The following is a 23,971-nucleotide window of genomic DNA, read 5'->3' on the forward strand; positions in this document are numbered from 1 at the left end:
ACGCAATCATGGTTTAAAGCGGTGCATTATTTCTTTACCTGTTGCTGCATCAACACCCTTTAGTTCCACATAAACAACGTTAGGTAACATTAGGGTACCGCCTTCAATTTTTACAAAGATACGATTAAGCATGATTTGCTTTTGATCTGCGTTGATGAAAACATGATATTTATCGTCATTAGCCTTTTTAAGGGTCAGCGGTAGCTTTTTATACGACACAAATCTCACATCAAATTGCTCATCGTTAATTTTTTTTGTTACCAAACCGTAAGCAAATTTACGCTGAAGGTAATTAAGTTCATCTTTCTCGCCTTTTTCAGCATAACGTATCCAATAAGCATGTATAGGAGTTTCAGCATCTGGCCTGCCATTTTTGTCCAGATTCAAATCATACATTATGGTATTTATGTTCGGGTCGCGCTGAACGTAAAACAAACGGTTAGGATTGTCTGGTGGCGTAGGGTATTTATCCTCAATCGAGGTATTGCTGGCTTCCTTGTTTTTTTTCTTCTGAAAATTACCTGTTGCAGGGTTTATAACGTAAAAAACAGACAGTAATAGTGTAAAAAATAATTTCATTTAAATATCGATCCCTTTTTCTTTCTCCAGCAAATTTCTCTTCGCCTCTTTTAAACGGTTAAATGCTGTTATGTTAGTTAATACCGCTAACAGCGTTATAGGTATAGTAAAAATAGACATGGTTTCAAAAATGTGAAACTTAAGTCCGAATGCATATAATTTGTAATCACCACCTATGTATACCGAGGCAACACCGCACATCATTGCACAAAGCCCTATAGTAACAACACGTTCAGGGCGTTGCATTAAACCGCCTTTGCATTCAATTCCTAAACCTTCGGCCCTTGCACGTACATAGCTCACCATCATTGAACCTATCAACGCAACAAAGGCAAAAATAGAACTTAAAAAGTAATGGTGTGCCACCAAATAGTAACAAATACCCAAAAACATAATCAGCTCGCTGTAGCGGTCAAGTACCGAATCATACAAAGCGCCAAAGGTTGATTTCATGTTACCCAGGCGAGCAACCTGCCCGTCTAACATATCAAACAAGCCCGCAAAAAGTATTAAACCACCTGCCCAGCCCACATATGTAAGGTCCCCACGATGGCCGGCCTCAGCACCAATAATAAATATCACAGCAACACCAACATTCAGCATAAAGCCAATGGTGGTAACCGCGTTCGGCGTTAAACCTAACTTAATTAAAAGCTTAACAAATGGGTCAATAACTTTGTATATGCCTAATTGTAAGCTTGTTCTGAGCGATGTTGGTTGTTGCATTGTTGAAGGTAACGATTAAAATTCGAATTTTACTCTGGCCCTGATGCCGTATTGCGCTACCTGCGGATGATCCAGATAGCTAAATCTTCTAACCAAATCAACACGCAAAAGTTTAAAGATATTTTCTATCCCAACGCTGCCTTCCATGTAAGGTTCATTGCCTAACGCGTAGGTAATAGGCGCTCCTGTTGAAGTAACCGGAAACTGAAACAATGATCCGTTAATGGCGGGGTTGTTTTGATCTGTTAAACCACCTTTAATAGCTTTAAATGAGGCAACTTCTCTCCATTTTAATTTTTTTAACAAAGGCACTTTGTTAAAAAAGAAGCCTTGGAAGTGCTGGTCAATATTTACACTCACATATTTATCGCTTACAAACTCTAAAAAGTTCATGAGGTTGTAAGAGTAAATATCATAGTTGAATGATTGGTTAGCCCTGAATATGTTTAACAGCGGATAAGGCACTTTACTAAACATACGGCCACCTTCAACAAAAACATCGGCCCAGCCTAATTGCGATAGATAAACACGTTTATCTACTCTTGCATGGAGGTTATGATAGCCATACTGACCACCAAATAATTTGTTGATACCCATAGTATAATCAACAGTGAATATTGGGTATTTGTTAGGTATAGGGATACGGTATATTTTGCCTTGGTAGAACTTCTCGTTAGGTGCATACCTGAACATCAAAGTTGCATCGCTGGTAGTAAGATCCTGAATACGACCGGTATTGTTTTGATAATACAATGATCCGGCAGGTGTTTGCTTTAAATTTCTGAAAGTGAACGAGTAGCTAAAATGATTTTCAAACTCTCGCACATAATCAAAACGGTAAAGGTCATTGTAAAGATATTTATCGTTGGTACCACGTGTAAACGATAAGAAAATGTTATCCCGTTGAACAAATTGCAATTGCGCTCCCGGTACCCTTGTGTCACGGTTAAAGCTAAAGCGTACATAGTTTTGCGGGAACTTATAAATAGATTTGTTATTTAGCGAGTAGGTAGCGCTAATAAAATACTTCCATTTTTCATCTTTAAAGCCGTAAGCAGCATAGGTTTCAAAATAATAACGCTTGCTTAACTCTGGCGTAGTACGTCCGCCTAAACGTAGTTTTAAACCTTCAACCGGGTTAAAGCTGTAAAAAGTATTGGCGGGGCCAATTTCAAACTTACCAAATGATTTATAACCCGCTAAAACAAGTGTAGCAATATCCATCGTACGTTTAAATGATGGCATATTGGTTAAGCTATCAATATTGGTATAAACCTTTGATTCGGCTGTGGTCAACGTATCTAAGCGGTTTTGCTTCCAAAATTCAATAGGTTGTTTTTGTAGCGCTTCAATTTCTTCGTCAGTTTGTTTTTCACCGGTATAAGCAGTATCAGGGCGAGGGTGGTTGATCAAATAATCTCCGTAAGTGATGGTTCTGATACCGAAGAAGCCGCCATTTCGTTTCTTACCAACTTTAAATTCTGCAAGGGTATTACTCTTCACTAAACGATAACGACCATCAGTGTTTTTTTCAAAATCCTGATTGATGTTCATTGAAGTTAAGTAGTTAACATTAATGTTCTTATTAATGCCCAGCTTAACGCGTTGCACGGCGTAGTTGCTGTCAATAGTTACGTAAATTTTACCTTCAAATAAAATATCCTCGGTATTACGCGGTGTAAAGCTCAACTCAACCAGTTTGCTGTTATCGGCAGTGGTGATGGTGTCTGTAATAAAAAACTTATAAAAGTTTGGAGAATTATCAGAGATGGGACTTAAAAAGTTTTTGGTAACCAGGAAGATGTTATTGTCATAAACATCAACCTTAGCGTATAAGTTCTTGATATAATCATTTATACCATCACTGTCAATAAAAGAACCTAAATCCGTTTTCTTCTCGCCTAATAAAACCGTACGTTCCGCTTCCGGATTACGGCGGTAGTAATATTGAGAAAGTTTCTCATCTAAAAATATAGGCGTAAGCGCCTTGCCGGGTACGGTAACGCTATCTTTGTTATTTAAAAGGAAAGCGTATTTACGCAGTAATTTTCGTTCAGTAAGCGACGGAGGAAGGTTGCTCAGCGCAAATTGTAATTTATCGTATTCGCGATACTCAACATAGTTGTATCTCTCCGGGCGATTCTTCTCTTTATTAGCTATCACGCGGCGAATCAGTTCAACGGCAGGGTTGTCTCTGTTACGATATCTAACCTTTTTACCTGATCTTATTTCAACCTCAGTTAATTGTTCGGATATTGGTTGTAAACTAACTGTATTTAACGTTTGAGTTTTACCTGGAGAAATATTCAGCACAACTTCTTTATATCCCACAAAGGAAATTTTTATTTGCGTTACCTGTCTGCTGGTGTTTAAAGTAAATTTACCATCGCTATCGGTAGTTACACCAACGGTCGTACCCGGAAAGCCCACACTTACAAAAGGAAGAGGTTGTTTGTCGGAAGCGTCTATAACCTTACCGGAAACTATGGTATTTTGTGCAACCAACAGTGTTGAATACAATAAAAAGAACGCCGACGCGAAAAGCCCTTTTAACAAATATCTAAAATTCATGTAAAATATACTTACCAATTGTAACCGCCTTAACATCATAACATTTTTGTGCCCGTATGGTTGCAATCCGGCTTACTAATAAGGCAGCAAAGATATATAACAAAAAGCGGACTTCTGTGGTCAAAAAGTCAAATAGCGATTTTGTGACGCACAGTAAACACTAAAACTTTTAGCGAATTTTTAGATGACTAACGGTTTAGTTTGTTACAATTTATTCAGCATAAAACAATAGCCAATAAAAAAAGTCGTTACTGTTGAGCAACGACTTTTTTTATTGAAGTAGGAGGGATTATTGAGCTTCTGCTAACTCTTCGTAATAGTCCAATCCTAAATGGGTGATCAGGTCTTCGCCCATCATATGGCGCAGTGTATTTTCCAATTTAGCCAATTGCTTAAATATGTCATTCTCGGGGTGTAATCCCGGAGCAGTTTGAGGCGATTTAAGGTAAAAAGAAAGCCACTCTTGTACACCGCTCATTCCGGCACGTTTAGCAAGGTCGCAGAACAAGGCTAAGTCTAACGCAATAGGAGCAGCCAAAATAGAGTCGCGGCAAAGGAAGTTGATCTTGATCTGCATTTTGTAGCCTAACCAGCCAAAAATATCAATGTTATCCCAGCTTTCTTTGTTATCGCCATGTGGCGGATAGTAATTAATGCGGATCTTGTGGTAGATATCACCATAAAGCTCCTTGTTTTCTTCAGGCTTGAAAATGTCTTCCAATACACCCAGTTTTGAAACCTCTTTGGTTTTAAAGTTATCAGGATCATCCAATACTAAACCGTCGCGGTTACCTAAAATATTATCAGAGAACCAACCGTTTACGCCCAATGAACGTGCAGCTAAACCGGGAGCCAGAATGGTTTTCATCAATGTCTGACCGGTTTTAAAGTCTTTACCTGCAATTGGCGTTTGAGTTATTTTAGCTAACTCGATCAATGCCGGGATATCAACTGTTAAGTTAGGAGCACCGTTAGCAAACGGAATGCCTTGTTTTAAGGCAGCGTACGCATAGATCATGCTTGGCGATATCAGTTTATCGTCAGCTTTAAGGCCTGCCTCAAACTTATCTAAAGTGCTGTGTACGTCTGATGCTTCGTAGTAGATCTCGGTTGAACCGCACCATACTAAAACTATACGGTCGCAACCGTTAGCTTCTTTAAAGTTTTGAATATCTTCAATAACCTGTTGTGCTAACTCATAACGGGTACCTTCTTTAACGTTGGTAGCGGTTAGGTTTTTAGCGTAATTTTGATCAAAAGCGGCCTTCATTGGCACAATGCTTTCCAATTCAGGTTTTATTTTAGCAAGCAGGTCTTTTTCTAACACGGCAGCTTTTGAAGCAGCTTCAAAAACGTTGTCAGGGTATACATCCCAACCGCCAAAAACAACATCGTTTAAACTGGCTAATGGTACAAAATCTTTTATTTTCGGACGTCTGTTCTCAGTTCTTTTACCCAAACGGATAGTACCCATCTGGCTAACAGATCCTATAGGTTGTGATATGCCTTTTCTTACCGCCTCAACGCCGGCAATCAATGTAGTAGCCACGGCTCCCAAACCAGGAATCAATATTCCCAGTTTGCCATTGGCAGGTTGAATGTTGTTTTTCATTATTAAAGTAAATTATCTATTTATTAAAGCCATTTATTTTGTTTGTACCACATTATGGTTTCGGCCACGCCATGGTGCAAATCATATTGCGGGTTAAAACCCATATCTTTTTTTGCCTGTTCAATACTGCATATCCAGGTAACGGCAGTTAGTTCTGTTAGTTTTTCGCGGTTAAGTATAGGCGCTTCACCTTTCAAATTACTCACTTTTTCTGCCACACTTGCTACAATTTTCATAAAATTTACCGAAATGTGAAACTTAAACGTTTTCTTATTCAGCGCGAGGCGGGTTTCGTTACCCAAATCGTATTTACTGTAGCTTTTACCATCGCTTAGGTTATAAGCTTTTTTTTCTCCACTTGTTAAAGCATTTACGCATGCTTTAGCTAAATCTGTTACATATATAAAGCTTAGCTTCTGCTCCGCACGACTTATATAAGCTTCAATACCTTTGCTTAGCTGTTTAAAAAAGATAAATATCCCGGTATCGCGCGGCCCGTAAACGGCGGTGGGCCTTAGTATGGTATAGTTTAAATCTGCTATAGTTTTTAGTTTCTGTTCGGCAAGCAGTTTACTGGCTCCATAAGCCGTTATGGGCTTTGGTGTAGTATCCTCGTCAATTATTGCTTTTATGTCATTCAGCGGACCAATTGCTGCTAAACTACTTACCAACACAAATTTTTTCAGGTTGATTCCCGAATCAACCGCGGCTTTTGCCAGATTGAAGGTGTATTGTGCATTTATAGTGTTATACTCCTCAATAGTTCGTGCCCGGGTTACGCCTGCCGCATGAATAATATACGTGTATTGTTTCTGCCGCATTTCTTTCTCTAAAGCAGAAGGATCATTATATTGTATATCGGTAAAATTGATATTTAAACCATTTAAGTGACTTACATTACTACTTTTCCTAACTGCTGCAAAAACTTCAAAGTTTGCTGCAAGCGCCTCATTAATTAAATGATAACCTACAAAACCACTTGCACCGGTTATTAAAACCCTTTCCTTCATATTTGTTTTTCGTACAAACGATATGTTTTTTGAGGATCGCCCTTTATAGCTTCAATTGCTTTATTGATCATATCGTTGTTTTCAAGCGTCCAGCCGGCCTCCGCGTGCAAATAGCCTTTGCGCTTGTATTCCTTTATAATTGTGCCGTATAAACAAGCCTCAATACCCATTTTACGGTAACCTTCAATTACACCTAATGCGTAAATGCGTATGCCTGTTATCTTCTTTTTGTTAAACAACAGTTTGAAAATGCCCGTAGGTAACAACCGACCGCGCTTAATGGTTTTAAAAATTTCGTTGTAGTTAGGGAGTGCAATACCAAAGCCAACTATTTTACCTTCCTGCTCAGCAATCAAACAAAAGTCGGGGTCAAGTATCAGTTTCAGATCTTTTGCCAGGTAATCAAACTCTTCATCCGTTAAAGGCACAAAGCCGGTGTTTTTATCCCACGCGTGGTTATAAACTTCACGCAGCTTTATAGTCTCATCTTTAAAATTTTTAAGATCAACCTTTCGTATAACCACGTTGCTTCGTTTTAAGCGCTCCTGCAAACTATCCAGTAAACGCACAGACTTATCATCATAGGCCTGCCCGTCCCAGTGCCACGATATCAGATCAATCTGTTTATCGAAGCCAAGTCCTTCTATCAGGTTCTGATAATAAGGCGCATTGTAGGTGTACATCAACATAGGGGGGGTATCAAAGCCCCGTATCAACAAGCCACATGCTTCATTGGTTGAGAAATTGGTTGGCCCTATAAACTTTCCGGTTATGCCTTTATCCTTAAGCCAATCGGCAGCTGCTTTAAAAAGTAGTGCTGCAACTTCTTTATCATTTACGCAGTCAAAAAAACCAAAAAAGCCATCATTGGCTTTATTGTACTCGTTATGCGCGTTGTTTAAAATAGCTGCTATGCGGCCAACCACCTTATCGTTGTCATACACTAAAAAAGCCTGTAACTTGTTGTGCTTATGAAAAGGGTGTTTTGTGAGCAGGTCGCGTTGTGCTATAAAAAGCTCGGGCACATAATTGGGGTCATCGTTATACAGGTCGTGGGGGAAATCAATAAAAGCACCGAGCTCTTTTTTTGATGCAACCGAAATTATTTTTCTCATTAGAGATGACTATGGTAAAATTGGTCTGAATATAAAATGTGCGGCTACTTTTAAATAGCCGCACATTTTTTTTAGTTTATTTAAGTGTTAGATCCGTTCCTTTACACGCATTGGTACGCCAACATCTTTAAAGGCTTTTGCTATCTTCTCAACCGCCTCATCAATTTGCTCAAATGTGTGCGTTGCCATTAATGAGAAGCGCAGTAGAGATGAATCTGACGGTACTGCCGGAGAAACTACCGGGTTAACAAATATACCTGATGATTGCAGATGTTTGGTAACCAGGAAAGTTTTATCATTATCACGTACAAATATTGGTAGGATAGGGCTTTCTGTTGGGCCGAGGTCAAAACCTTCGTCCAATAATAGCTTCATGGCATAATTAGTATTGTCCCAAAGTTTCTGAATGCGCTCAGGTTCTGATTCAATAATGTCTAAAGCTGCTATAACGCTTGCTACAGAACCCGGCGTCATGCTCGCACTGAACATTAATGAACGTGCGCGATGCTTCATATAATCAATAGTTTCTGCATCAGCAGCAATAAAACCGCCTAATGATGCCAACGACTTACTGAATGTACCCATTATAAGGTCAACTTCATCTGTCAGATTGAAGTGAGAGGCTGTACCGGCACCCAAATGCCCAATAACCCCTAAGCTGTGTGCATCGTCAACCATTATGTTGGCACCATACTTATCGGCTATCTGAACAATTTCAGGTAATTTAACAATATCACCTTCCATGCTGAATATACCATCAACAGCGATAACTTTAACCGCTTCTTCGGGTAGGATGCTTAACTTACGCTCAAGGTCGGCCATATCATTATGGCCGTACTTTATAACTTTTGAAAAGGATAGGCGGCTCCCGTCAATTAAAGAAGCGTGATTGTATTCATCTAAAATAAGGTAGTCATTTCTTCCGGTAACGCATGATAATACACCAAGGTTAACCTGAAAGCCAGTGCTAAATAAAACAGCGGCTTCTTTACCTACATAACTGGCCAATCTGTCCTCTAATTCAATATGTATATCAAGCGTACCGTTCAAAAATCTTGAACCTGCGCAACCTGATCCATATTTGTCAATTGCTTTTTTTGATGCTTCCTTAATTTTAGGGTGATTAGTTAGACCAAGATATGAGTTTGAACCAAACATCAACACGCGCTTGCCGTCAATTATCACCTCTGTATCCTGTCCGGATTCAATAGGCCTAAAATACGGATACAAGCCCTTCTCCCTGATCATTGCTGCATCTTTGAACTGAGCAATTTTCTCATGTAGTTTTTTAACCATGTATTAACCCTGCTTAAATTTTTTGTAAAAATACCACGAATAAGCTTATAACCTATATTTAGTATGTAAATTTTTTTAACATGATGCCTGTTAATTAACAAGCATGTGATTTCCCACTCGGCAAATTAATTAATTTTTTTGTTTATTTAAGTGCGCAAATTTCAAATTTTTTAAAAAAATGCTTCTCGCGTAACAAATGTTACTCTTTTTAGTGCGTAGTGTTTAAATTAGGTAAAATTTTTGCATTACACTTTCTATTAGCGAGAAATCCCCTCATCTTCGCACATCTTTTTAGTTAATTAAACGATTGATTAATAAATTTGTTCCGCTCCGGACGAGGTTCATTTTATCTACTTATATGAAAAAAAGGTATCTATTAACTGTTTTAACGTATTGTACACCCTTGCTGTTGTTTGCGCAAACACCTGCCGACAGTTTGCCTGCTACAATAACATTAAAGCAAAGTATAAATTTTGCATTGCGCAATCAACCCGCATTGAAGCAGGCCGCTATTGACAGGGTGATCAATGAAAAGGACATAGACATTTCATTATCCTCATGGTTGCCGCAAATTACATCATCTAACCAGTATCAACATTACTTTAGAGGAGGGCCGGTTAACGCCGCGCAGGTTAATGCCGGTGGAACAGCCTTTAGAGAGTTTTCTACACTTGGTGCTCAAATTAATCAAACCATATATAATAACGAGGTGCTGCAGGCTTCAAAAGCATCTAAATACTCACGTTTATACTACAGCCAAAATGAAGTAAGCAGCCGTATAGATGTTGTATCAGACGTAAGCAAGGCTTTTTTTGATGTGCTTTTATCGCAGAGGCAACTCAGTATAATTAATGAGAACATCATCAGGTTACAACGTAGCTTAAAGGATGCCAGCAGCAGGTATCAGGCAGGCGTGGTTGATAAAATAGATTACAAGCAGGCCACTATTGCCCTGAATAATGAATTGGCTCAGCGCAAACAAACTACCGAGACCATTAAGGTGAAAATGGCCACGCTAAAGCAAATAATGGGCATACAGGCAGATAAAAGTTTTGAGCTGAGTTATGACTCAACCCGATACGAACAGGAGGCTGTTGCAGATACCAATCAGACTTTAAATTATACCAACCGTATTGAATATCAATTGTTACAAACGCAGAAGAACCTGCAAAACGTAAATGTTAACTACTATAAATACGGTTTTCTACCGTCTCTTGCAGCGGTAGGTTCATACAACCTCATCTTCTTAAACAATAACCTGGCCCATCTCTACAGTCGCTCATTTACTAACGCATACGCGGGCTTAACATTGAATATTCCGATATTTCAGGGAGGCCGGAGACTGAAAAATTTAAGTCGCGCAAGGTTACAGGTTGAGCGTACCGATTTGGATATTATTAACCAGCAAAACGCCATTAGCACTGAGTATGTGCATGCATTGGCAGCTTACAAAAGCAATTATAATAATTGGCAAACGCTTAAACAGAACGTAGCTCTGGCAACAGATGTATACAGTGTAGTAAGTCTGCAATACCGAGAGGGTGTTAAAACTTACCTGGATGTTATTGTGGCTCAGTCAGATCTGCGTACGGCGCAACTAAATTATTACAATGCTTTATTTCAGGTATTGGCCAGCAAAATAGACCTGCAAAAAGCTTTAGGTACTTTACCAATTGAATAACAGTTTAAAATCACTTTGTCTCTATAAAACATTACTAATGAAAAAATATAATACCTTATTGTTTCCGGCGCTTGTTGCTTTGGCGTTTACATCATGTAAAGACAAGCAGTCGGCTCAAAATGCCCCGCTTCCGGCAACGCCGGTGACCGTTGAAGAGGCGAAAACAGCCGATGCGATTTACTACGATCAATACCAGGGTACTGTGGTGTCAACAAATAACGTTGAGCTTCGCAGCGCCGTAACCGGATTTATTACAGGCATATATTTTAAGGAGGGCGAGGTTGTACCTAAAGGCAAAACGCTGTATGAAATAGACCGCCGCAAATATCAGGCTGCTTATGCGCAGGCAAATGCTAATTTGCTAAGTGCTGAGGCTAACTTATCAAAAGCACAAAAGGATATAGACAGATATAACATGCTGCTTAAAAATGATGCGGTAGCACGTCAAACGGTTGATCAGGCTACTGCTAATTACGAAATGGCTAAAAGTCAGGTTGAAGTAGCAAGGGCGGCAGTGCTCAGCGCTAAAACTGATCTTTCCTATTCGCTTATTACAGCACCGGTTACCGGTCGCATAGGTATATCACAAGTCAGATTAGGTTCTCAGGTTACACCTGGTACTACCTTATTAAATACCATTTCAAGCGAAAATCCTATAGCTGTTGACGTGGTAGTCAATGAGCAGGACATTGACAGGTTTTATAATCTTCAACGCAAATACACCGATTCAACTTTCCGTTTACAACTGTCAGACGGAACGCCATACAATAAAACCGGGAAGATACTGGCTATTGACAGGGGCGTGAATAACCTCACCGGTACCATAAAAGTTAGGGTAGAGTTTGCAAACCCCGAAGGTACTTTAAAAGATGGTATGAGCGGAGTATTGAAAGTGTTGAATAATGATTCGGGCAACCGCCTGCAAATACCTTACAAAGCGGTATCCGAGCAAATGGGAGAGTTCTTTGTGTTTTTATCGCAAGATACCATAGCCAAACAACAAAAGGTAACCTTAGGCCCGCGCATTGGCAGCAACGTAGTTGTGATGGACGGTGTTAAACCTGGTGATAAAATTGTAACAGAAGGTTTCCAGAAACTACGCGACGGTGGTAAAATAACTACAGGTGGCGCGATGCAGGGAAATACACCCGCTAATCCACAAGCAAAACAACAGGCAAAGTAATAGCGGATAATATAGAAGAGAATGATAGCAGAAACTTTTATACGGAGGCCTGTTACGGCCATCGTGATATCACTGGTGATTGTAATTGTGGGTATAATTGCTATTAGCACTTTGGCAATAGGGCAGTATCCTGACATTACACCGCCAACAGTGCAAATAACCGGCAGTTATGTTGGTGCTGATGCACAAACGGTTGAGCAAACGGTAGCTACACCCGTGGAGATACAGGTGAACGGCACGCCGGGCATGACTTACTTACAAAGTAATAGTACCAACAACGGCGGCATGAGCATGACCGTTAACTTTGACGTAGGTACAGATATTAATATTGCAGCGCTTGATGTGCAAAACCGGGTAGGCATTGCCACACCAACTTTACCACAGGAGGTACAGCGCCTTGGTTTAACGGTGCGTAAACGTAATCCAAGTATTTTAATGCTGGTAGCTATGTATTCGCCTACGGGTACACATAACGTTACGTTTACAGACAACTATGCCAACATATTTGTTCGTGACGCGCTATTACGTACCAAAGGGGTAGGCGACGTGTTTACCCGTGCTGATGACTTTAGTATGCGTATTTGGTTAAAGCCCGATAAACTGGCTGCTTTAGGTATGACCGCTGCTGATGTTACTCAAGCCTTACAGGAACAAAACGCACAGGTTGCAGCAGGTACAGTAGGTTCAACGCCACAGCAAAAAGGCCAAACATTTGAGTATAGCGTGCTGGTTAAAGGCCGTTTAACCAACCAAAGCGAATTTGAAAATATAGTAGTACGTACACAACCTGCTACCGGCGCTATCGTGCATTTAAAAGACGTTGCACGTATTGAACTTGGTAAGTTCAACTATGCAGGTAACTCTTATGTGGATGGCAAACGTGCATCCTACCTGTTGGTTTATCAGGCGCCTAACAGCAACGCGCTGGAAACTGCTGAGAATGTGTATGCTACAATGGAGCAGATCAAAAAGAGCTTTCCGAATGATGTTGATTACATGGTGCCATTTGAGGCCGTTACGGTTATTAAGGTATCAGTGCATGAGGTGGTTGAAACGCTGATCATTGCATTGGTATTGGTAATTGTAGTGGTGTTCCTTTTTCTTCAGAGCTGGCGTACAACATTAATACCTGTGTTGGCTATTCCGGTATCAATCATCGGTACATTCATTTTCTTTATACCATTAGGTTTTACCATTAATACACTCACATTATTTGGTTTTGTACTGGCTATTGGTATTGTGGTGGATGATGCCATTGTGGTGGTAGAGGCTGTGCAGCACTACATGGACGAGCAAGGTCTTTCACCGGTTGACGCTACACGTGCGGCAATGAAAGATATATCAGCGCCAGTTATCGCCATCGCTTTAATTTTAGCTGCGGTGTTTGTGCCGGTTGGGTTCATTCCTGGTATTGTTGGCAGGTTATATCAACAATTTGCTATCACTATTGCTATATCTGTTTTGATATCGGCATTTGTGGCTTTATCGCTTACGCCAGCACTGTGTATCTTAATATTGAAACCACATAAAATAGATGATAAGTCAACCGGCTTAGATAAGTTCTTCTACAAGTTCAATACATGGTTTGACCGGGTAACCGGCAAATACCGCAATGGTGTGCACCGTAGTATTAAAAACTCACGATTGGTGGTGATCATCCTGATCTGTATTATAGTGGGTACGGTATTCCTGTTTATGAAGAAACCTACAGGCTTTATACCGGTAGAGGATGAGGGGCGTATTTATGTTACTTATGATTTGCCTGAAGCTTCATCTACAGAAAGGACGGTAGCTGTATTGAACGATGTAATGAAAACGCTGGATAGCGTACCTGAGGTTGGTCATTATGCCGCTTTGGGTGGTTTGAACGTTGTAAACTTCGCAACAAAATCAAACAGTGCTACCGTGTTTGTTCAGCTTAAACCATGGGATGAACGCGAGCGTACATCATTGGAGTTAGTTGGTTTTTTACAGCAAAAGCTGGCAAAGTATAAAGAAGCAAATGTAACGGTTATACCTCCGCCTGCTATTCCGGGCCTGGGTAACAGTTCGGGTTTTGCTTTTATGCTGGAAGAAAAAGAGGCCGGAGGTGATATCAAGAACTTTGAAACGGTGCTGAATAATTTTGTAGGAGAAGTTAACAAACGCCCGGAGATTGCCAGAGCGTATAGCTTCTTTACAGCACGCACACCTGCTTATCAGCTAACTATTGACCGTGAAAAAGCGAAACGTTTAGGTGTGCAGATAAGCGATATCAATAACGCCTTGCAGGTTTATATGGGTAGTTCCTACATCAACGACCTTACCATATATGGTCGTACATTCAGAGTGTTAGCTCAGGCCGATACGAACTATCGTACCAATATTCAGAACATTGGGCAATATTTTGTACGTAACTCAACGGGTAACATGGTGCCGTTAAGCACGCTTACCACTTACAAAATGATAGAGAACGCGCCGCTAATAACGCACTTTAACCTGTTTAGAGCAGCGGAGATTGATGGTACAACTAAGCCCGGCTACAGTAGTGGTGACGCACTGAACGCGTTGGAAGAAGTAGCAGCCCAAACCTTACCTCAGGGTTACGGATATGAATTTACCGGCCTGAGCCGTGAGGAAAAGTTATCGGGTTCAAAAACGGTTTACATATTTATGTTGTCAGTAGGGTTCGTATTCCTGTTCCTGGCAGCCTTATATGAAAGTTGGTCGGTACCTTTTTCTGTGTTATTAGCAGTGCCGCTTGGCGCTTTGGGAGCTATATTATTCCTTACATTCAATAAAAATCTTGACAATAACGTATACGCTCAGATTGGTTTAATTACCCTGATAGGTTTGGCCGCTAAAAACGCCATCCTAATAGTAGAGTTTGCCAAGGAGCGCGTTGACAGAGGGGTAGAACTTGAAAAAGCAACACTGGATGCGGTAAGGTTACGTTTGCGACCGATCATTATGACATCGCTTGCATTTATTTTAGGTGTATTGCCATTATTGTTTGCATCAGGCGCAGGCGCAATAGCACGTAAAACCATAGGCTTCACGGTATTTGGTGGTATGCTTGCTGCAACTTTGTTGGCAATATTTATTGTTCCGGTGTTATTTTATTTGATAACTAAGCTGGCATATGGTAAAGAAAAGCTCGCTGAGTTGGAACGAAATTACAAGCCTGATCCGGAACACGACCCGCAGACCTGATTAGGATAATGGTATAAAAAAGCCCTCTCAAAACAACGAGAGGGTTTTTTTATTTGTTTTAGATGCGTTTTGCATACAAAGTGTATACAAAAAAGGTCGTACTCTTATTGTTTTTTAATATTTTTTGGTTGCGTCGTTTCAAAATTCATTGGCCAGGCAATCAGCATTGAATATCAGCATTTAACTTTATCATTCATGTGTAAAATAGGGTTTTTATCTACTTTGTTAGCCTTAGCATTAGTCTGTTTTTTGGCACAGTGGCAAAGTATTTGAACAAGTGTTCACATTAATTAACCTTAAATGATAGACACAACAATGAAAAAGTTAACAAAATTAGCTGCCGCAGCTATAGCAGGTGTGGCAATGTTTATAGGAACAAATGCAAATGCTCAATCAGATAGTAAATTACGTTTCGGTATTGGTGCTGAGGTAGGTGTACCTACAGGAGCTGCACACAATGGTTCTAACATTTATGCCGGTATTACTCCACGTTTACAATATGGAGCTGATGAAGGCTTAGCTTGGACTTTAACTTCAGGTTTTTACAATTTCTTTGGTAAGAATATAAACACTCCAGTTGGTCCTTACAAAGCGGGCGATGTAGGCATGATTCCTGTTAAATTAGGTGTTAAAGGCTTCTTTGCTGAGAATCTTTATTTCGGTGCAGAAGCAGGTGCTGGTTTCGAAACCAACAAAGGCGGAAATACAAAATTAATTGTTTCTCCGGGGTTGGGTTTTGCAAATCAAAAATGGGATGTATCTGCCCGTTACGAAAACTTCTCAGGTCAGAGTGTTAACTATGGCTTAGTAGGTTTACGTGTAGCTTATGGCTTCGGTCTGTAATAATTAGATTAGATAAAATTCAGGGCCCTCCGATTATTCGGAGGGCTTTTTTGTTTTTAAATTTTACGTCTGCAAATGGCAGCAAATTCGCGTACATTTATTTGCCATTTAACCAATTATGAAAAAGACCTTCTTAGCCTTATTGATAGGACTAATATTGCCATGCTTAAACGCTTTTGCTCAATTTGAAAACCACACCTGGAAGATACTTGCCACAACAGGAAATTTTACGCCCCGCGAAGAATGTGATTTTGTAGCGGTTAGAGACAAGTTCTATCTGCTTGGTGGAAGAGGTATTACAGAAGTAGATATTTTTGATCCTAAAACCAATGTATGGACCAAGGGCGCTAAGCCACCGATCGAATTAAATCATTTTCAGGCAGTTGTTTATAAAGATGAGGTATATCTACTTAGTGCGATGACGGGTAAATACCCACATGAACAGCCGGTTGCCAATATTTATATTTATAACCCGAAAACTGATACGTGGCGTGTTGGCGATGAAATACCTGCCGACAGGCGGCGAGGCTCGGGCGGGGTAGTGATTTACAAAGACAAGTTTTACATGGTTACCGGTATTTTGGATGGCCATTGGACCGGTAACGTAACTTGGTTTGATGAGTATAACCCCAAAAGCGGTAAATGGACAAAACTTATTGATGCGCCAACCGCCCGCGACCATGTGCGGGCAGCAGTTGTTGGAGATAAACTCTATCTCATAGCCGGTATACAATCAAATACGCAGGAGAAAAAAGGTTTAGCTAATGTGTTGGACGCTGTTGATGTTTATGATTTTAAATCGGGTAAATGGAATGCGGCATCAGTCAAACTACCCACACCACGCGAAGGTAACAGCGTTATTGTTATCAAAGACGACATCTTTATAATAGCTGGTGAAAGCGATAAACAACGCGTAGCTCATAACGAAGTTGAGGTGTACAATGTAAAAACAAACACCTTCCGCAGTGTTGCATCACTTGTTGAAGGACGCCATGCAGGCGGTGCTGTGCTTTACAAAGGTAAAATATACACTGTTGCCGGAGTTGGTAATAAAGGAGGTTCGCCTTTACTTAAGTCGATAGAAGTCTTCAGCAAATAGCTTGGCGTTTATTTGTAAACAACCTGTGCGGTGTTTCTGCTAAACTGTTCCAATAATACTGTTTTTCCTGAGGTCAACTCTTTGAGGGTGTTTTCACCGTAATGCCTTACGGTTAGCAGGCTAAGCCCTGTGTTGTAGCGCACTCTGTAGTTGTAGCTTAATGCTGCTATCAGTCTGTCAAACCATTCCTCTTTGTGGTCAACACATGCACTAAAGCTTAACGCTGAGTTTTGCATGGTATTGATCTTGATCTGGTTGGCAGCAAACCGGCCAAATATATCGCTTAAGTGGTTTTCACCAATAAAAGAATAATCCTTGGCAGAAATAGAAACCAATGTTTGCTGTTGTTTAAGAATGATGACCGGCTTTTTAAAAACGGGAATGATATTTTCAGCGATGATGGTTCCTGTTGCGTCCGGGTCGGTAAATGGCTTTACCAGTAATGGAATATTAACGTTTTGCAGCGGTTTTATCGTCTTAGGGTGTATTACCGTTGCGCCATAAAAGGTCATTTCAATAGCCTCATTATAACTCAATTCATCAAACTTAACCGTATCAGCAAAATGCTTTGGGTCGGCGTTTAAAACGCCCGGTACGTCCTTCCATATAGTTACTGATTCGGCGTGGAGGCATGATGCAAAAATAGACGCCGTATAGTCAGAACCTTCGCGACCAAGTGTAGTGGTAAAATTCTCAGATGTTCCGCCTAAAAAACCCTGTGTTACCACAAATCCTTTATCCAGTAATTGAGGGATACTTTTACTAATGCTCTCGCGGGTTTTATCCCATATTACCTTTCCCTCGCGATAAGTATTGTCAGTATGCACTAATCCGCGTGCATCAGCCCATTGGTTTTTGAGCTCTTTCAGATTGAGAAATGCAGAAACTATACGAGTAGATACCAGTTCGCCAATGGAAACGATCTGATCATAAATAAAATCGTAATCATCATGCGGCTCCTCTTCAATCATCCAGTCAATTTCTACGAAGGTATTGGCTACATCATCAAAAACCTGGTGCGATGCTTCAAACAACTCACTCATAATGTTGTAGTGGTATTGTTTGATATCCTCAAACAGCGCGTGCATGTTTTGGGTCCCATCAACATAAGCCCTGGTCAATGCCTCTAAAGCGTTGGTGGTTTTACCCATGGCCGACACAACAATAAGCAGTTGTTGTTGTTTATACCCATCAACCACGCGGGCCAGATTGATTATTCCATCAGCATCTTTAACTGACGCGCCACCGAATTTAAAAACAAGCATTATTTAATGTATTGCGTTACAACCGTATTAGGGCGTAAAAGTGAGCGGATATTTTTATAAGGAACGAAAAGCTCTGTAGTGCCGGCTGCGTAAGGCTTTATTTCATATTGATTATAAAAGAAGCGTAACCCCAGCGGCGTTATCGAGTAGTTATTGTTAAGTGCGAATTTATCATTCGCGAAGAAGTAATCATTAGCCAGCGATGAAGTATCACTTAATTTTTCCTGACTCCTGAATATCTTTTCAGCTATTTTGTTTAGCTCCGGTTGGTAATTATTTATCAGGATATCCGATAGTGTTACACTTTTATTGCTTTTGGTATTCCAGTTAATAAATGTAGTAACCGATCCGCCGTGTGCGCCGCCCTGATAAGAATACCCGCTAACTTCAAGCGTGGTAAGGCTTGAATCCTGCCTTAATATTTTAGCATAGGCGTCCAGGTCAAACACCATATCCGGGCGTTCATCGGTTTTCTTCATGTTATAATAGCTGTCAAAGTAACGTTTCAGCATATCGTCAATTCCGCTGTAAGGTTTATCAGTATAAAACATGTTAAGTAGCCTGCTTTTAATAGTATCATTAAGTGCGCTGTCAGTTTTAAATTCTGGGTACTTTAACTTAGCTACAGTACAGTTAGTGTCAGCTTTATCACCGCAATCATTAGCCCGCTGATGGATGGTTTTGTAAGTGTACGCCAATGTGTCGGTATTCACATCCGGTTGGGTTTTATTGGTTTCACCCCATTGGCAGGCATTCAGTCCCAGTAAAATCATTAAACAAAATAATCCGCTTCTTAATCTATACATGTTGCAATTGTTCTTTTGGTAATGATGCATTGAGCCATCCGGCTTCCAGCTTCGCGTTATATTTATTATAAAAATTAATGGCAGGTTCATTCCAGTCAAGTACCTGCCAAACTACGCCGCTGTAACCTTTTTCGTGGGCTTCAGCCAGTGTCCGTTCAAAAAGCAATTTACCTATGCCCTTGCCACGCATGGTCTCCGTAACAATAAAGTCTTCCAGGTACATACGACAACCTTTCCAGGTTGAAAATCGTGTGTAATATAGCGCGAAGCCAACTATCAGGCCGTTAGCCTCTGCAACAAAAGCACGCCAAACCGGTGTTTGGCCAAAGCCCGCTTCTTCAAATTCCTGCAAGGTTACGGTTACTTCTTCAGGCGCTTTCTCATAAACGGCCAATTCATTAACCAATTCAAGCAAGCGCGGGCAATCTTCCTTAACAGCAATTCTTATGTTTATGGTCATTAGTTAATATTCATTAGTCATTGGAGCCTATTTTTAGGTTAAGTTAAATCCGAAATCACATCTCCGAAATCCGAAATCATTTAGTTGTTTTTCCAGTGCTTAATTACACGACTGCCAAAAATAGTACTTCCTAAACGTATCATGTTACTGCCTTGTTCTATGGCAATTTCATAATCTGAAGACATACCCATTGATACGGTATCGAAGTTAGCGTCTTTCCTGAAAAAGCTTAATTTAATACCGTCAAAAAAAGTTTTCAGTTCGTAAAATTCCTCTTTCAATTGCTTTTCGCTTTCGGTATTGGTAGCAATTCCCATTAAGCCACGTATGCGTATATTTTTAAGTTCCGAAAATTCGTCTGAACGTAGCAGTTCAATGGCTTCGTCAAAACCCAGTCCGAATTTAGTTTCTTCATCTGCAATATAAACCTGTAATAAACAGTCAATAATGCGGTTGTTTTTTAGAGCATGTTTATTGATCTCCTGCAACAGCTTTATGCTATCAACAGATTGTATCATGGCTATAAAGGGCGCTATGTATTTTACCTTGTTGCTCTGCAGATGCCCAATAAGGTGCCATTTGATATCATCAGGCAGTTGTTCCTGTTTATCAACCAGTTCCTGCACCATATTTTCGCCGAAAATACGCTGTCCGGCATTGTAGGCTTCCATAATATCAGCAACCGATTTAGTTTTTGATACTGCTACCAATGTAACCTTTTGTGCGTCGGTTTGGCTTTTTAAATTATTAATGTTATCGGCAATGCTCATTTATCGTAATTTTGTTATTTAAAACTGCTAAATTAAGTAATGCGCAAACATCTTACGTTGTTTTTTTCGGCTTTGATCTTTATTGCATCCTGTAAAGACAATAAAGGTGATACCGGTGTGATCGACAAAAATAAAATGGCACTCATTTTAACCGATATCCATTTGGTTGATGGTACCATGATGATGCATGGCGCAAATGACAGCATTTACAAATACGGTACTAACCGTTATAAACAGGTTTTTAAAAAATATGGAATAGATACGGCCTTGTTCAATAAGAGCATAAAATATTACGCCGGTGAGCCTGAGCAAATGGTGCTTATCTATGATCAAATAGGAAAGCTGCTTGCTGCCAAAATTGACTCGACCGGTAAAGTACAGAGTAAGCAAATAAGTGCAGAGGCAAGGCGAAACCAAGCCAAAACCAAAGCAGCGCAAAAGAAAGATTCACTTGAACGCGATTCTGTGAAGAACGCGAAATCGCTTAAATTAAAAATAAACCAAAAGGTTCTATAAGATAATGCTTTACCCGAATAATAGTATTGATAAGCTGGGTTTTACAGAGGTAAAGGAGTTAATAAAAGCGCATTGCCTGAGTATAATGGGTCAGCAAATGGTTGACAAGATACAGGTGATGAGCAATTTTGACCTGATAAAAAAGTTTCTGAATCAGGCAGCTGAATTCAAAAACATACTGCAAAATGATGCTGCATTGCCTATTCATCATTTTTTTGATATTAAATCTTTAGCCAACAAAGCCAAGTTGGAAGGCGCCTTTTTAACAGAGGACGAGTTTTTTCAGGTACTGTCTTCGCTTACCACTGTGTTTGCGGTTATAGCTTACTTTAACCAACGCGAAGGGCAATATCCAAATTTAGAGGCGTTGTTTGAACATTTGCCAATTGAAAAAGCCATTGTTAAAAAAATAGAGCAGGTTATTGATGCCAAGGGTAAAATCAAGCCTAACGCATCACGTGAACTGGCAGATATAACTGCCGGTATTGCAAAAGCAGAGCAAGATGCCCGTCGTAAAATAGATCAGATATTCAAAAGCGCATCCTCAAACGGGTGGACTGCAGATGGCTCATTAACCGTTAGAGATGGCAGGTTGTGTATACCCTTACTGGCTGAAAACAAACGTAAGTTAAAGGGTTTTATTCACGATGAGTCAGCTTCTGGCCAAACCGTTTACATGGAGCCGGAGGAAGTATTTACATTGAATAACCTTATTCGCGATCTGGAGTTTGAACGCCGCCGCGAGATAGTTAAGATACTAACTGCGCTTACAAACGAGTTGAGGCCGTATGTTCCTTTATTATTATCGTACCATAGCCTGTTAACCAAGCTTGATTTTGTACGCGCCAAGGCGCTTTTCGCCATTGACATTGAGGCAGATATGCCGCAGGTAGTTAATGAGCCATCGCTTAAACTAACCAATGCAAGGCATCCTTTGCTGCTGTTGAATTTTAAAAAGGAGGGTAAAACAGTTGTTCCGCTTAATTTGAAGATTGATGAAGGAACCCGTGTAGTAGTGGTGTCTGGTCCCAACGCAGGTGGTAAATCTGTTTGCATGAAAACAGTTGGTTTGCTGCAGATAATGGCGCAATCAGGCTTACTTATACCGGCCGATGAGGCCAGTGAGGTTGGCGTTTTTAAGCAGTTTTTTGTTGATATAGGCGATGACCAATCCATTGAAAGTGACCTGAGTACATACAGTGCCCATCTTTCAAAAATGAAAACATTTGTTGAGCAGGCTAACGGCAGGTCAATGATATTGATTGATGAGTTTGGTACTGGAACAGATCCGCAATTTGGTGGCCCCATTGCCGAAGCGGTATTAGAATCACTCAACATTAAAAAAGTAAGGGGGATGGTAACTACCCACTACTCTAACCTGAAAATATTTGCCGGTAATACCGAGGGTATAGAAAATGCATCCATGTTGTTTAACAACGTTGAAATGCAGCCGCTTTATATTTTAGAAATAGGTAAGCCCGGCAGCTCATACGCGTTTGAAATAGCGCAAAAAATAGGTTTGCCAAAACAGGTGCTTGAGTTGGCCAAAAACAAAATTAGTGCCGGCCAAAAAAGCGTTGATACCTTATTAGTTGGCTTAGAGCGAGAAAAAAAGGAAATACTGGATACGCGCGTAAAACTGGAGCGACAGCAAAAACATGTAAACATGCTTTTGTCGGAGAACGAGAAATTGAAAAGTTATCTTGATGAAAATAAAAAGGAGCTGATCCGCAAAGCAAAAGATGAAGCTAAAAATATCATCTTAAACGCTAACAAGCTGGTAGAAAACACCATTTCTGAGATAAAAAGCAGCAATGCTGATAAAGAAACAACCCGGAAACTTCGCGACAACCTGAGCCGTGAGTTAGAAAAGAATGTAGTAAAACCACCGGTGCAAAAACGCGCACCCGAAGATGATAGCGAAATAAACATTGGCGATTGGGTAAAATTAACTGATTCGGAAACTACAGGACAGGTAATGGAAATTGCCAAGGATAACATAATTATTGCCATTGGCGATTTAAGAACGGTAGCCAAGCGTAAGCGTGTACAAAAGGTTTCCAAATCGTCAATACCTAAAGATATCCGCAGGAGTTTTACCAGTGCTACCAATGACTTTGCCGGTTTTAATCCGGAAATTGATGTGCGCGGTATGCGTACTGAGGATGCCATTGCTGCTATAGAACGTTTATTTGACCGGGCGTTAATGATGGGTTATGGCAACTTGAAAATTTTGCATGGTAAAGGCGATGGTATTCTGCGTAAAATGATACGACAGTATCTGAAAAAGTACGACCAGGTAGACAGACTTGAAGACGAACATGCCGACCGGGGAGGGGATGGCATTACTTATGTTTATCTCAAATAGTAATAAAAAAAACGCTACAATTTAATAACCTCGAGTATAAAAGTTGCGTATAACCTAACAATAAAGATTAGTGATTATGCAATTTTCTGACAAAGACTATTATCCAGAAACTCCTCAAAGCGTTAAAATATTGAATTGGGCCGTTGGGTTACTTTTATTTATAGACCTGTTGTGGATGATACTCTAATCCATCATGAGTAAAAGGCTTAGCTGATCAAAATATTTTCGCTGAATTTTTGCGATACAGTTACATTATCGCCTTCATTAATTTTGATCACCAAAGACCCATCATAATCAATTTTTTCTACCACCTTTATCTGCGAGTTAATACCTATTCCTAATTTAACAAGGTATTGCAAAAAGGCAGTACTGGTATCTCTCACAGCGGCAACACGGCAGATTGCGCCTGTTTTTGCATTAGCGAGACTTACTGTATAAGTTTTAGGAAGCTTGCCCGAAGCGGTAGGTATGGGGTCTCCATGAGGATCATATTCCGGGAAGCCAAGAAATTTATCCAGCCTGTCGGCGAGAGTAGCATCGCTGATATGTTCCAGTTCTTCGGCAATATCATGTATCTCATCCCAGTGGTAGCCCAGTTTTTCCAATAAAAATACTTCCCATAAACGATGCTTGCGCATTATCAGGATAGAGTCCTTGAGTCCTTGAGGCGTTAGCCTCACACCTTTCTTTTTATCATATTCAATAAGGCTTTTATCGCTCAGCTTCTTTATCATATCAATAACTGAGGCAGCGTTATTACCCAATGCTTCGGCTATGGCAGTAGCGGTTATCTTTTCATCCGACTTTTGCGAAAGCCTAAGAATAGCCTTTAAATAATTTTCTTCTGATAATGTATTCATTCTTTTTTGGTAAACCCAA

General features: G+C 40.2%; 19 protein-coding genes. 7 read left to right on the top strand and 12 right to left on the bottom strand.

The features are described 5' to 3' along the window. Window positions 1–6: 6 nt before the first annotated feature. The 7 genes from CLV57_RS08725 to spt form a co-directional block, all read right to left on the bottom strand. Window positions 7–579, bottom strand: coding sequence for a DUF4833 domain-containing protein (locus tag CLV57_RS08725; protein ID WP_100340917.1), 573 nt, complete (start codon window positions 577–579; stop codon window positions 7–9). Then, window positions 580–1,305, bottom strand: a complete 726-nt coding sequence (locus CLV57_RS08730; RefSeq protein ID WP_100340918.1) for a CDP-alcohol phosphatidyltransferase family protein — start codon at window positions 1,303–1,305, stop codon at window positions 580–582. A gap of 15 nt (window positions 1,306–1,320) precedes the next feature. Beyond that, on the bottom strand, window positions 1,321–3,876 hold the full coding sequence (locus CLV57_RS08735; RefSeq protein ID WP_100341353.1) for a DUF5686 and carboxypeptidase-like regulatory domain-containing protein: 2,556 nt from the start codon (window positions 3,874–3,876) through the stop codon (window positions 1,321–1,323). 289 nt (window positions 3,877–4,165) lie between these two features. After that, the gene (locus tag CLV57_RS08740) at window positions 4,166–5,488 is read right to left on the bottom strand and encodes an inositol-3-phosphate synthase (protein ID WP_100340919.1); all 1,323 of its coding nucleotides are present in this window, start codon (window positions 5,486–5,488) and stop codon (window positions 4,166–4,168) included. Window positions 5,489–5,511: 23 nt separating this feature from the next. After that, window positions 5,512–6,498, bottom strand: a complete 987-nt coding sequence (locus CLV57_RS08745) for an NAD-dependent epimerase/dehydratase family protein (RefSeq protein WP_100340920.1) — start codon at window positions 6,496–6,498, stop codon at window positions 5,512–5,514. After that, entirely contained in the window at window positions 6,495–7,613 is a 1,119-nt protein-coding gene (locus tag CLV57_RS08750; protein WP_100340921.1) for a GNAT family N-acetyltransferase, read from the bottom strand. The genes CLV57_RS08745 and CLV57_RS08750 overlap by 4 nt, the downstream gene beginning before the upstream one ends. An 87-nt stretch (window positions 7,614–7,700) precedes the next feature. Next, the gene (gene spt / locus CLV57_RS08755; RefSeq protein ID WP_100340922.1) at window positions 7,701–8,909 is read right to left on the bottom strand and encodes a serine palmitoyltransferase; all 1,209 of its coding nucleotides are present in this window, start codon (window positions 8,907–8,909) and stop codon (window positions 7,701–7,703) included. Between the two features lie 358 nt (window positions 8,910–9,267). On the opposite strand from spt, the gene CLV57_RS08760 reads away from it, so the two are divergent. The 5 genes from CLV57_RS08760 (at window position 9,268) to CLV57_RS08780 (ending at window position 16,907) form a co-directional block, all read left to right on the top strand. Further along, window positions 9,268–10,590: a TolC family protein gene (locus CLV57_RS08760; RefSeq protein WP_100340923.1), complete on the top strand. Its 1,323-nt coding sequence runs from the start codon at window positions 9,268–9,270 to the stop codon at window positions 10,588–10,590. Window positions 10,591–10,627: 37 nt separating this feature from the next. After that, the gene (locus CLV57_RS08765) at window positions 10,628–11,773 is read left to right on the top strand and encodes an efflux RND transporter periplasmic adaptor subunit (RefSeq protein WP_100340924.1); all 1,146 of its coding nucleotides are present in this window, start codon (window positions 10,628–10,630) and stop codon (window positions 11,771–11,773) included. Between the two features lie 21 nt (window positions 11,774–11,794). Beyond that, entirely contained in the window at window positions 11,795–14,965 is a 3,171-nt protein-coding gene (locus CLV57_RS08770; RefSeq protein ID WP_100340925.1) for an efflux RND transporter permease subunit, read from the top strand. 315 nt (window positions 14,966–15,280) lie between these two features. Beyond that, entirely contained in the window at window positions 15,281–15,808 is a 528-nt protein-coding gene (locus tag CLV57_RS08775) for a hypothetical protein (protein ID WP_169927069.1), read from the top strand. Window positions 15,809–15,926: 118 nt separating this feature from the next. After that, on the top strand, window positions 15,927–16,907 hold the full coding sequence (locus tag CLV57_RS08780) for a Kelch repeat-containing protein (protein WP_100340927.1): 981 nt from the start codon (window positions 15,927–15,929) through the stop codon (window positions 16,905–16,907). Between the two features lie 8 nt (window positions 16,908–16,915). Here CLV57_RS08780 and CLV57_RS08785 read toward each other — a convergent pair whose 3' ends face one another. The 4 genes from CLV57_RS08785 to CLV57_RS08800 all read right to left on the bottom strand — a co-directional run bounded on the left by CLV57_RS08785 (window position 16,916) and on the right by CLV57_RS08800 (window position 20,208). Further along, window positions 16,916–18,172: an aspartate kinase gene (locus CLV57_RS08785; protein ID WP_100340928.1), complete on the bottom strand. Its 1,257-nt coding sequence runs from the start codon at window positions 18,170–18,172 to the stop codon at window positions 16,916–16,918. Further along, window positions 18,172–18,978 (bottom strand): DUF3298 and DUF4163 domain-containing protein, encoded by an 807-nt coding sequence (locus CLV57_RS08790; protein ID WP_169927070.1) that lies wholly within the window; start codon window positions 18,976–18,978, stop codon window positions 18,172–18,174. Before CLV57_RS08790 ends, CLV57_RS08785 begins: the two co-directional genes overlap by 1 nt. Beyond that, window positions 18,971–19,438, bottom strand: a complete 468-nt coding sequence (locus tag CLV57_RS08795; protein WP_100340930.1) for a GNAT family N-acetyltransferase — start codon at window positions 19,436–19,438, stop codon at window positions 18,971–18,973. Before CLV57_RS08795 ends, CLV57_RS08790 begins: the two co-directional genes overlap by 8 nt. Window positions 19,439–19,518: 80 nt before the next feature. Beyond that, the gene (locus CLV57_RS08800; RefSeq protein ID WP_100340931.1) at window positions 19,519–20,208 is read right to left on the bottom strand and encodes a YggS family pyridoxal phosphate-dependent enzyme; all 690 of its coding nucleotides are present in this window, start codon (window positions 20,206–20,208) and stop codon (window positions 19,519–19,521) included. A 39-nt stretch (window positions 20,209–20,247) separates the two neighbouring features. Here CLV57_RS08800 and CLV57_RS08805 point away from each other — a divergent pair, with 39 nt between their 5' ends. Both CLV57_RS08805 and CLV57_RS08810 read left to right on the top strand, forming a co-directional pair. After that, a complete protein-coding gene (locus CLV57_RS08805; RefSeq protein ID WP_100340932.1) occupies window positions 20,248–20,724 on the top strand; it encodes a DUF4296 domain-containing protein in 477 nt (158 codons plus the stop codon). A gap of 4 nt (window positions 20,725–20,728) precedes the next feature. Next, complete coding sequence (locus CLV57_RS08810; protein WP_100340933.1) at window positions 20,729–23,092, top strand: endonuclease MutS2; 2,364 nt, start codon at window positions 20,729–20,731, stop codon at window positions 23,090–23,092. Between the two features lie 206 nt (window positions 23,093–23,298). Here CLV57_RS08810 and CLV57_RS08815 read toward each other — a convergent pair whose 3' ends face one another. Then, window positions 23,299–23,952: a metal-dependent transcriptional regulator gene (locus CLV57_RS08815; protein ID WP_100340934.1), complete on the bottom strand. Its 654-nt coding sequence runs from the start codon at window positions 23,950–23,952 to the stop codon at window positions 23,299–23,301. Window positions 23,953–23,971: the final 19 nt, after the last annotated feature.

The sequence above is a fragment of the Mucilaginibacter auburnensis genome (assembly GCF_002797815.1).
Lineage (GTDB): Bacteria > Bacteroidota > Bacteroidia > Sphingobacteriales > Sphingobacteriaceae > Mucilaginibacter > Mucilaginibacter auburnensis.

Bases quoted from the DNA above. Each gene is read 5' to 3' on its own strand.
- CLV57_RS08760 (WP_100340923.1), top strand. From the start codon at position 9,268: ATGAAAAAAAGGTATCTATTAACTGTTTTAACGTATTGTACACCCTTG.
- CLV57_RS08765 (WP_100340924.1), top strand. From the start codon at position 10,628: ATGAAAAAATATAATACCTTATTGTTTCCGGCGCTTGTTGCTTTGGCG.
- CLV57_RS08730 (WP_100340918.1), bottom strand. From the start codon at position 1,305: ATGCAACAACCAACATCGCTCAGAACAAGCTTACAATTAGGCATATAC.
- CLV57_RS08795 (WP_100340930.1), bottom strand. From the start codon at position 19,438: ATGACCATAAACATAAGAATTGCTGTTAAGGAAGATTGCCCGCGCTTG.
- CLV57_RS08745 (WP_100340920.1), bottom strand. From the start codon at position 6,498: ATGAAGGAAAGGGTTTTAATAACCGGTGCAAGTGGTTTTGTAGGTTAT.
- CLV57_RS08780 (WP_100340927.1), top strand. From the start codon at position 15,927: ATGAAAAAGACCTTCTTAGCCTTATTGATAGGACTAATATTGCCATGC.
- CLV57_RS08810 (WP_100340933.1), top strand. From the start codon at position 20,729: ATGCTTTACCCGAATAATAGTATTGATAAGCTGGGTTTTACAGAGGTA.
- spt (WP_100340922.1), bottom strand. From the start codon at position 8,909: ATGGTTAAAAAACTACATGAGAAAATTGCTCAGTTCAAAGATGCAGCA.
- CLV57_RS08750 (WP_100340921.1), bottom strand. From the start codon at position 7,613: ATGAGAAAAATAATTTCGGTTGCATCAAAAAAAGAGCTCGGTGCTTTT.
- CLV57_RS08800 (WP_100340931.1), bottom strand. From the start codon at position 20,208: ATGAGCATTGCCGATAACATTAATAATTTAAAAAGCCAAACCGACGCA.
- CLV57_RS08815 (WP_100340934.1), bottom strand. From the start codon at position 23,952: ATGAATACATTATCAGAAGAAAATTATTTAAAGGCTATTCTTAGGCTT.
- CLV57_RS08770 (WP_100340925.1), top strand. From the start codon at position 11,795: ATGATAGCAGAAACTTTTATACGGAGGCCTGTTACGGCCATCGTGATA.
- CLV57_RS08735 (WP_100341353.1), bottom strand. From the start codon at position 3,876: ATGAATTTTAGATATTTGTTAAAAGGGCTTTTCGCGTCGGCGTTCTTT.
- CLV57_RS08740 (WP_100340919.1), bottom strand. From the start codon at position 5,488: ATGAAAAACAACATTCAACCTGCCAATGGCAAACTGGGAATATTGATT.
- CLV57_RS08805 (WP_100340932.1), top strand. From the start codon at position 20,248: ATGCGCAAACATCTTACGTTGTTTTTTTCGGCTTTGATCTTTATTGCA.
- CLV57_RS08790 (WP_169927070.1), bottom strand. From the start codon at position 18,978: ATGTATAGATTAAGAAGCGGATTATTTTGTTTAATGATTTTACTGGGA.
- CLV57_RS08725 (WP_100340917.1), bottom strand. From the start codon at position 579: ATGAAATTATTTTTTACACTATTACTGTCTGTTTTTTACGTTATAAAC.
- CLV57_RS08785 (WP_100340928.1), bottom strand. From the start codon at position 18,172: ATGCTTGTTTTTAAATTCGGTGGCGCGTCAGTTAAAGATGCTGATGGA.
- CLV57_RS08775 (WP_169927069.1), top strand. From the start codon at position 15,281: ATGAAAAAGTTAACAAAATTAGCTGCCGCAGCTATAGCAGGTGTGGCA.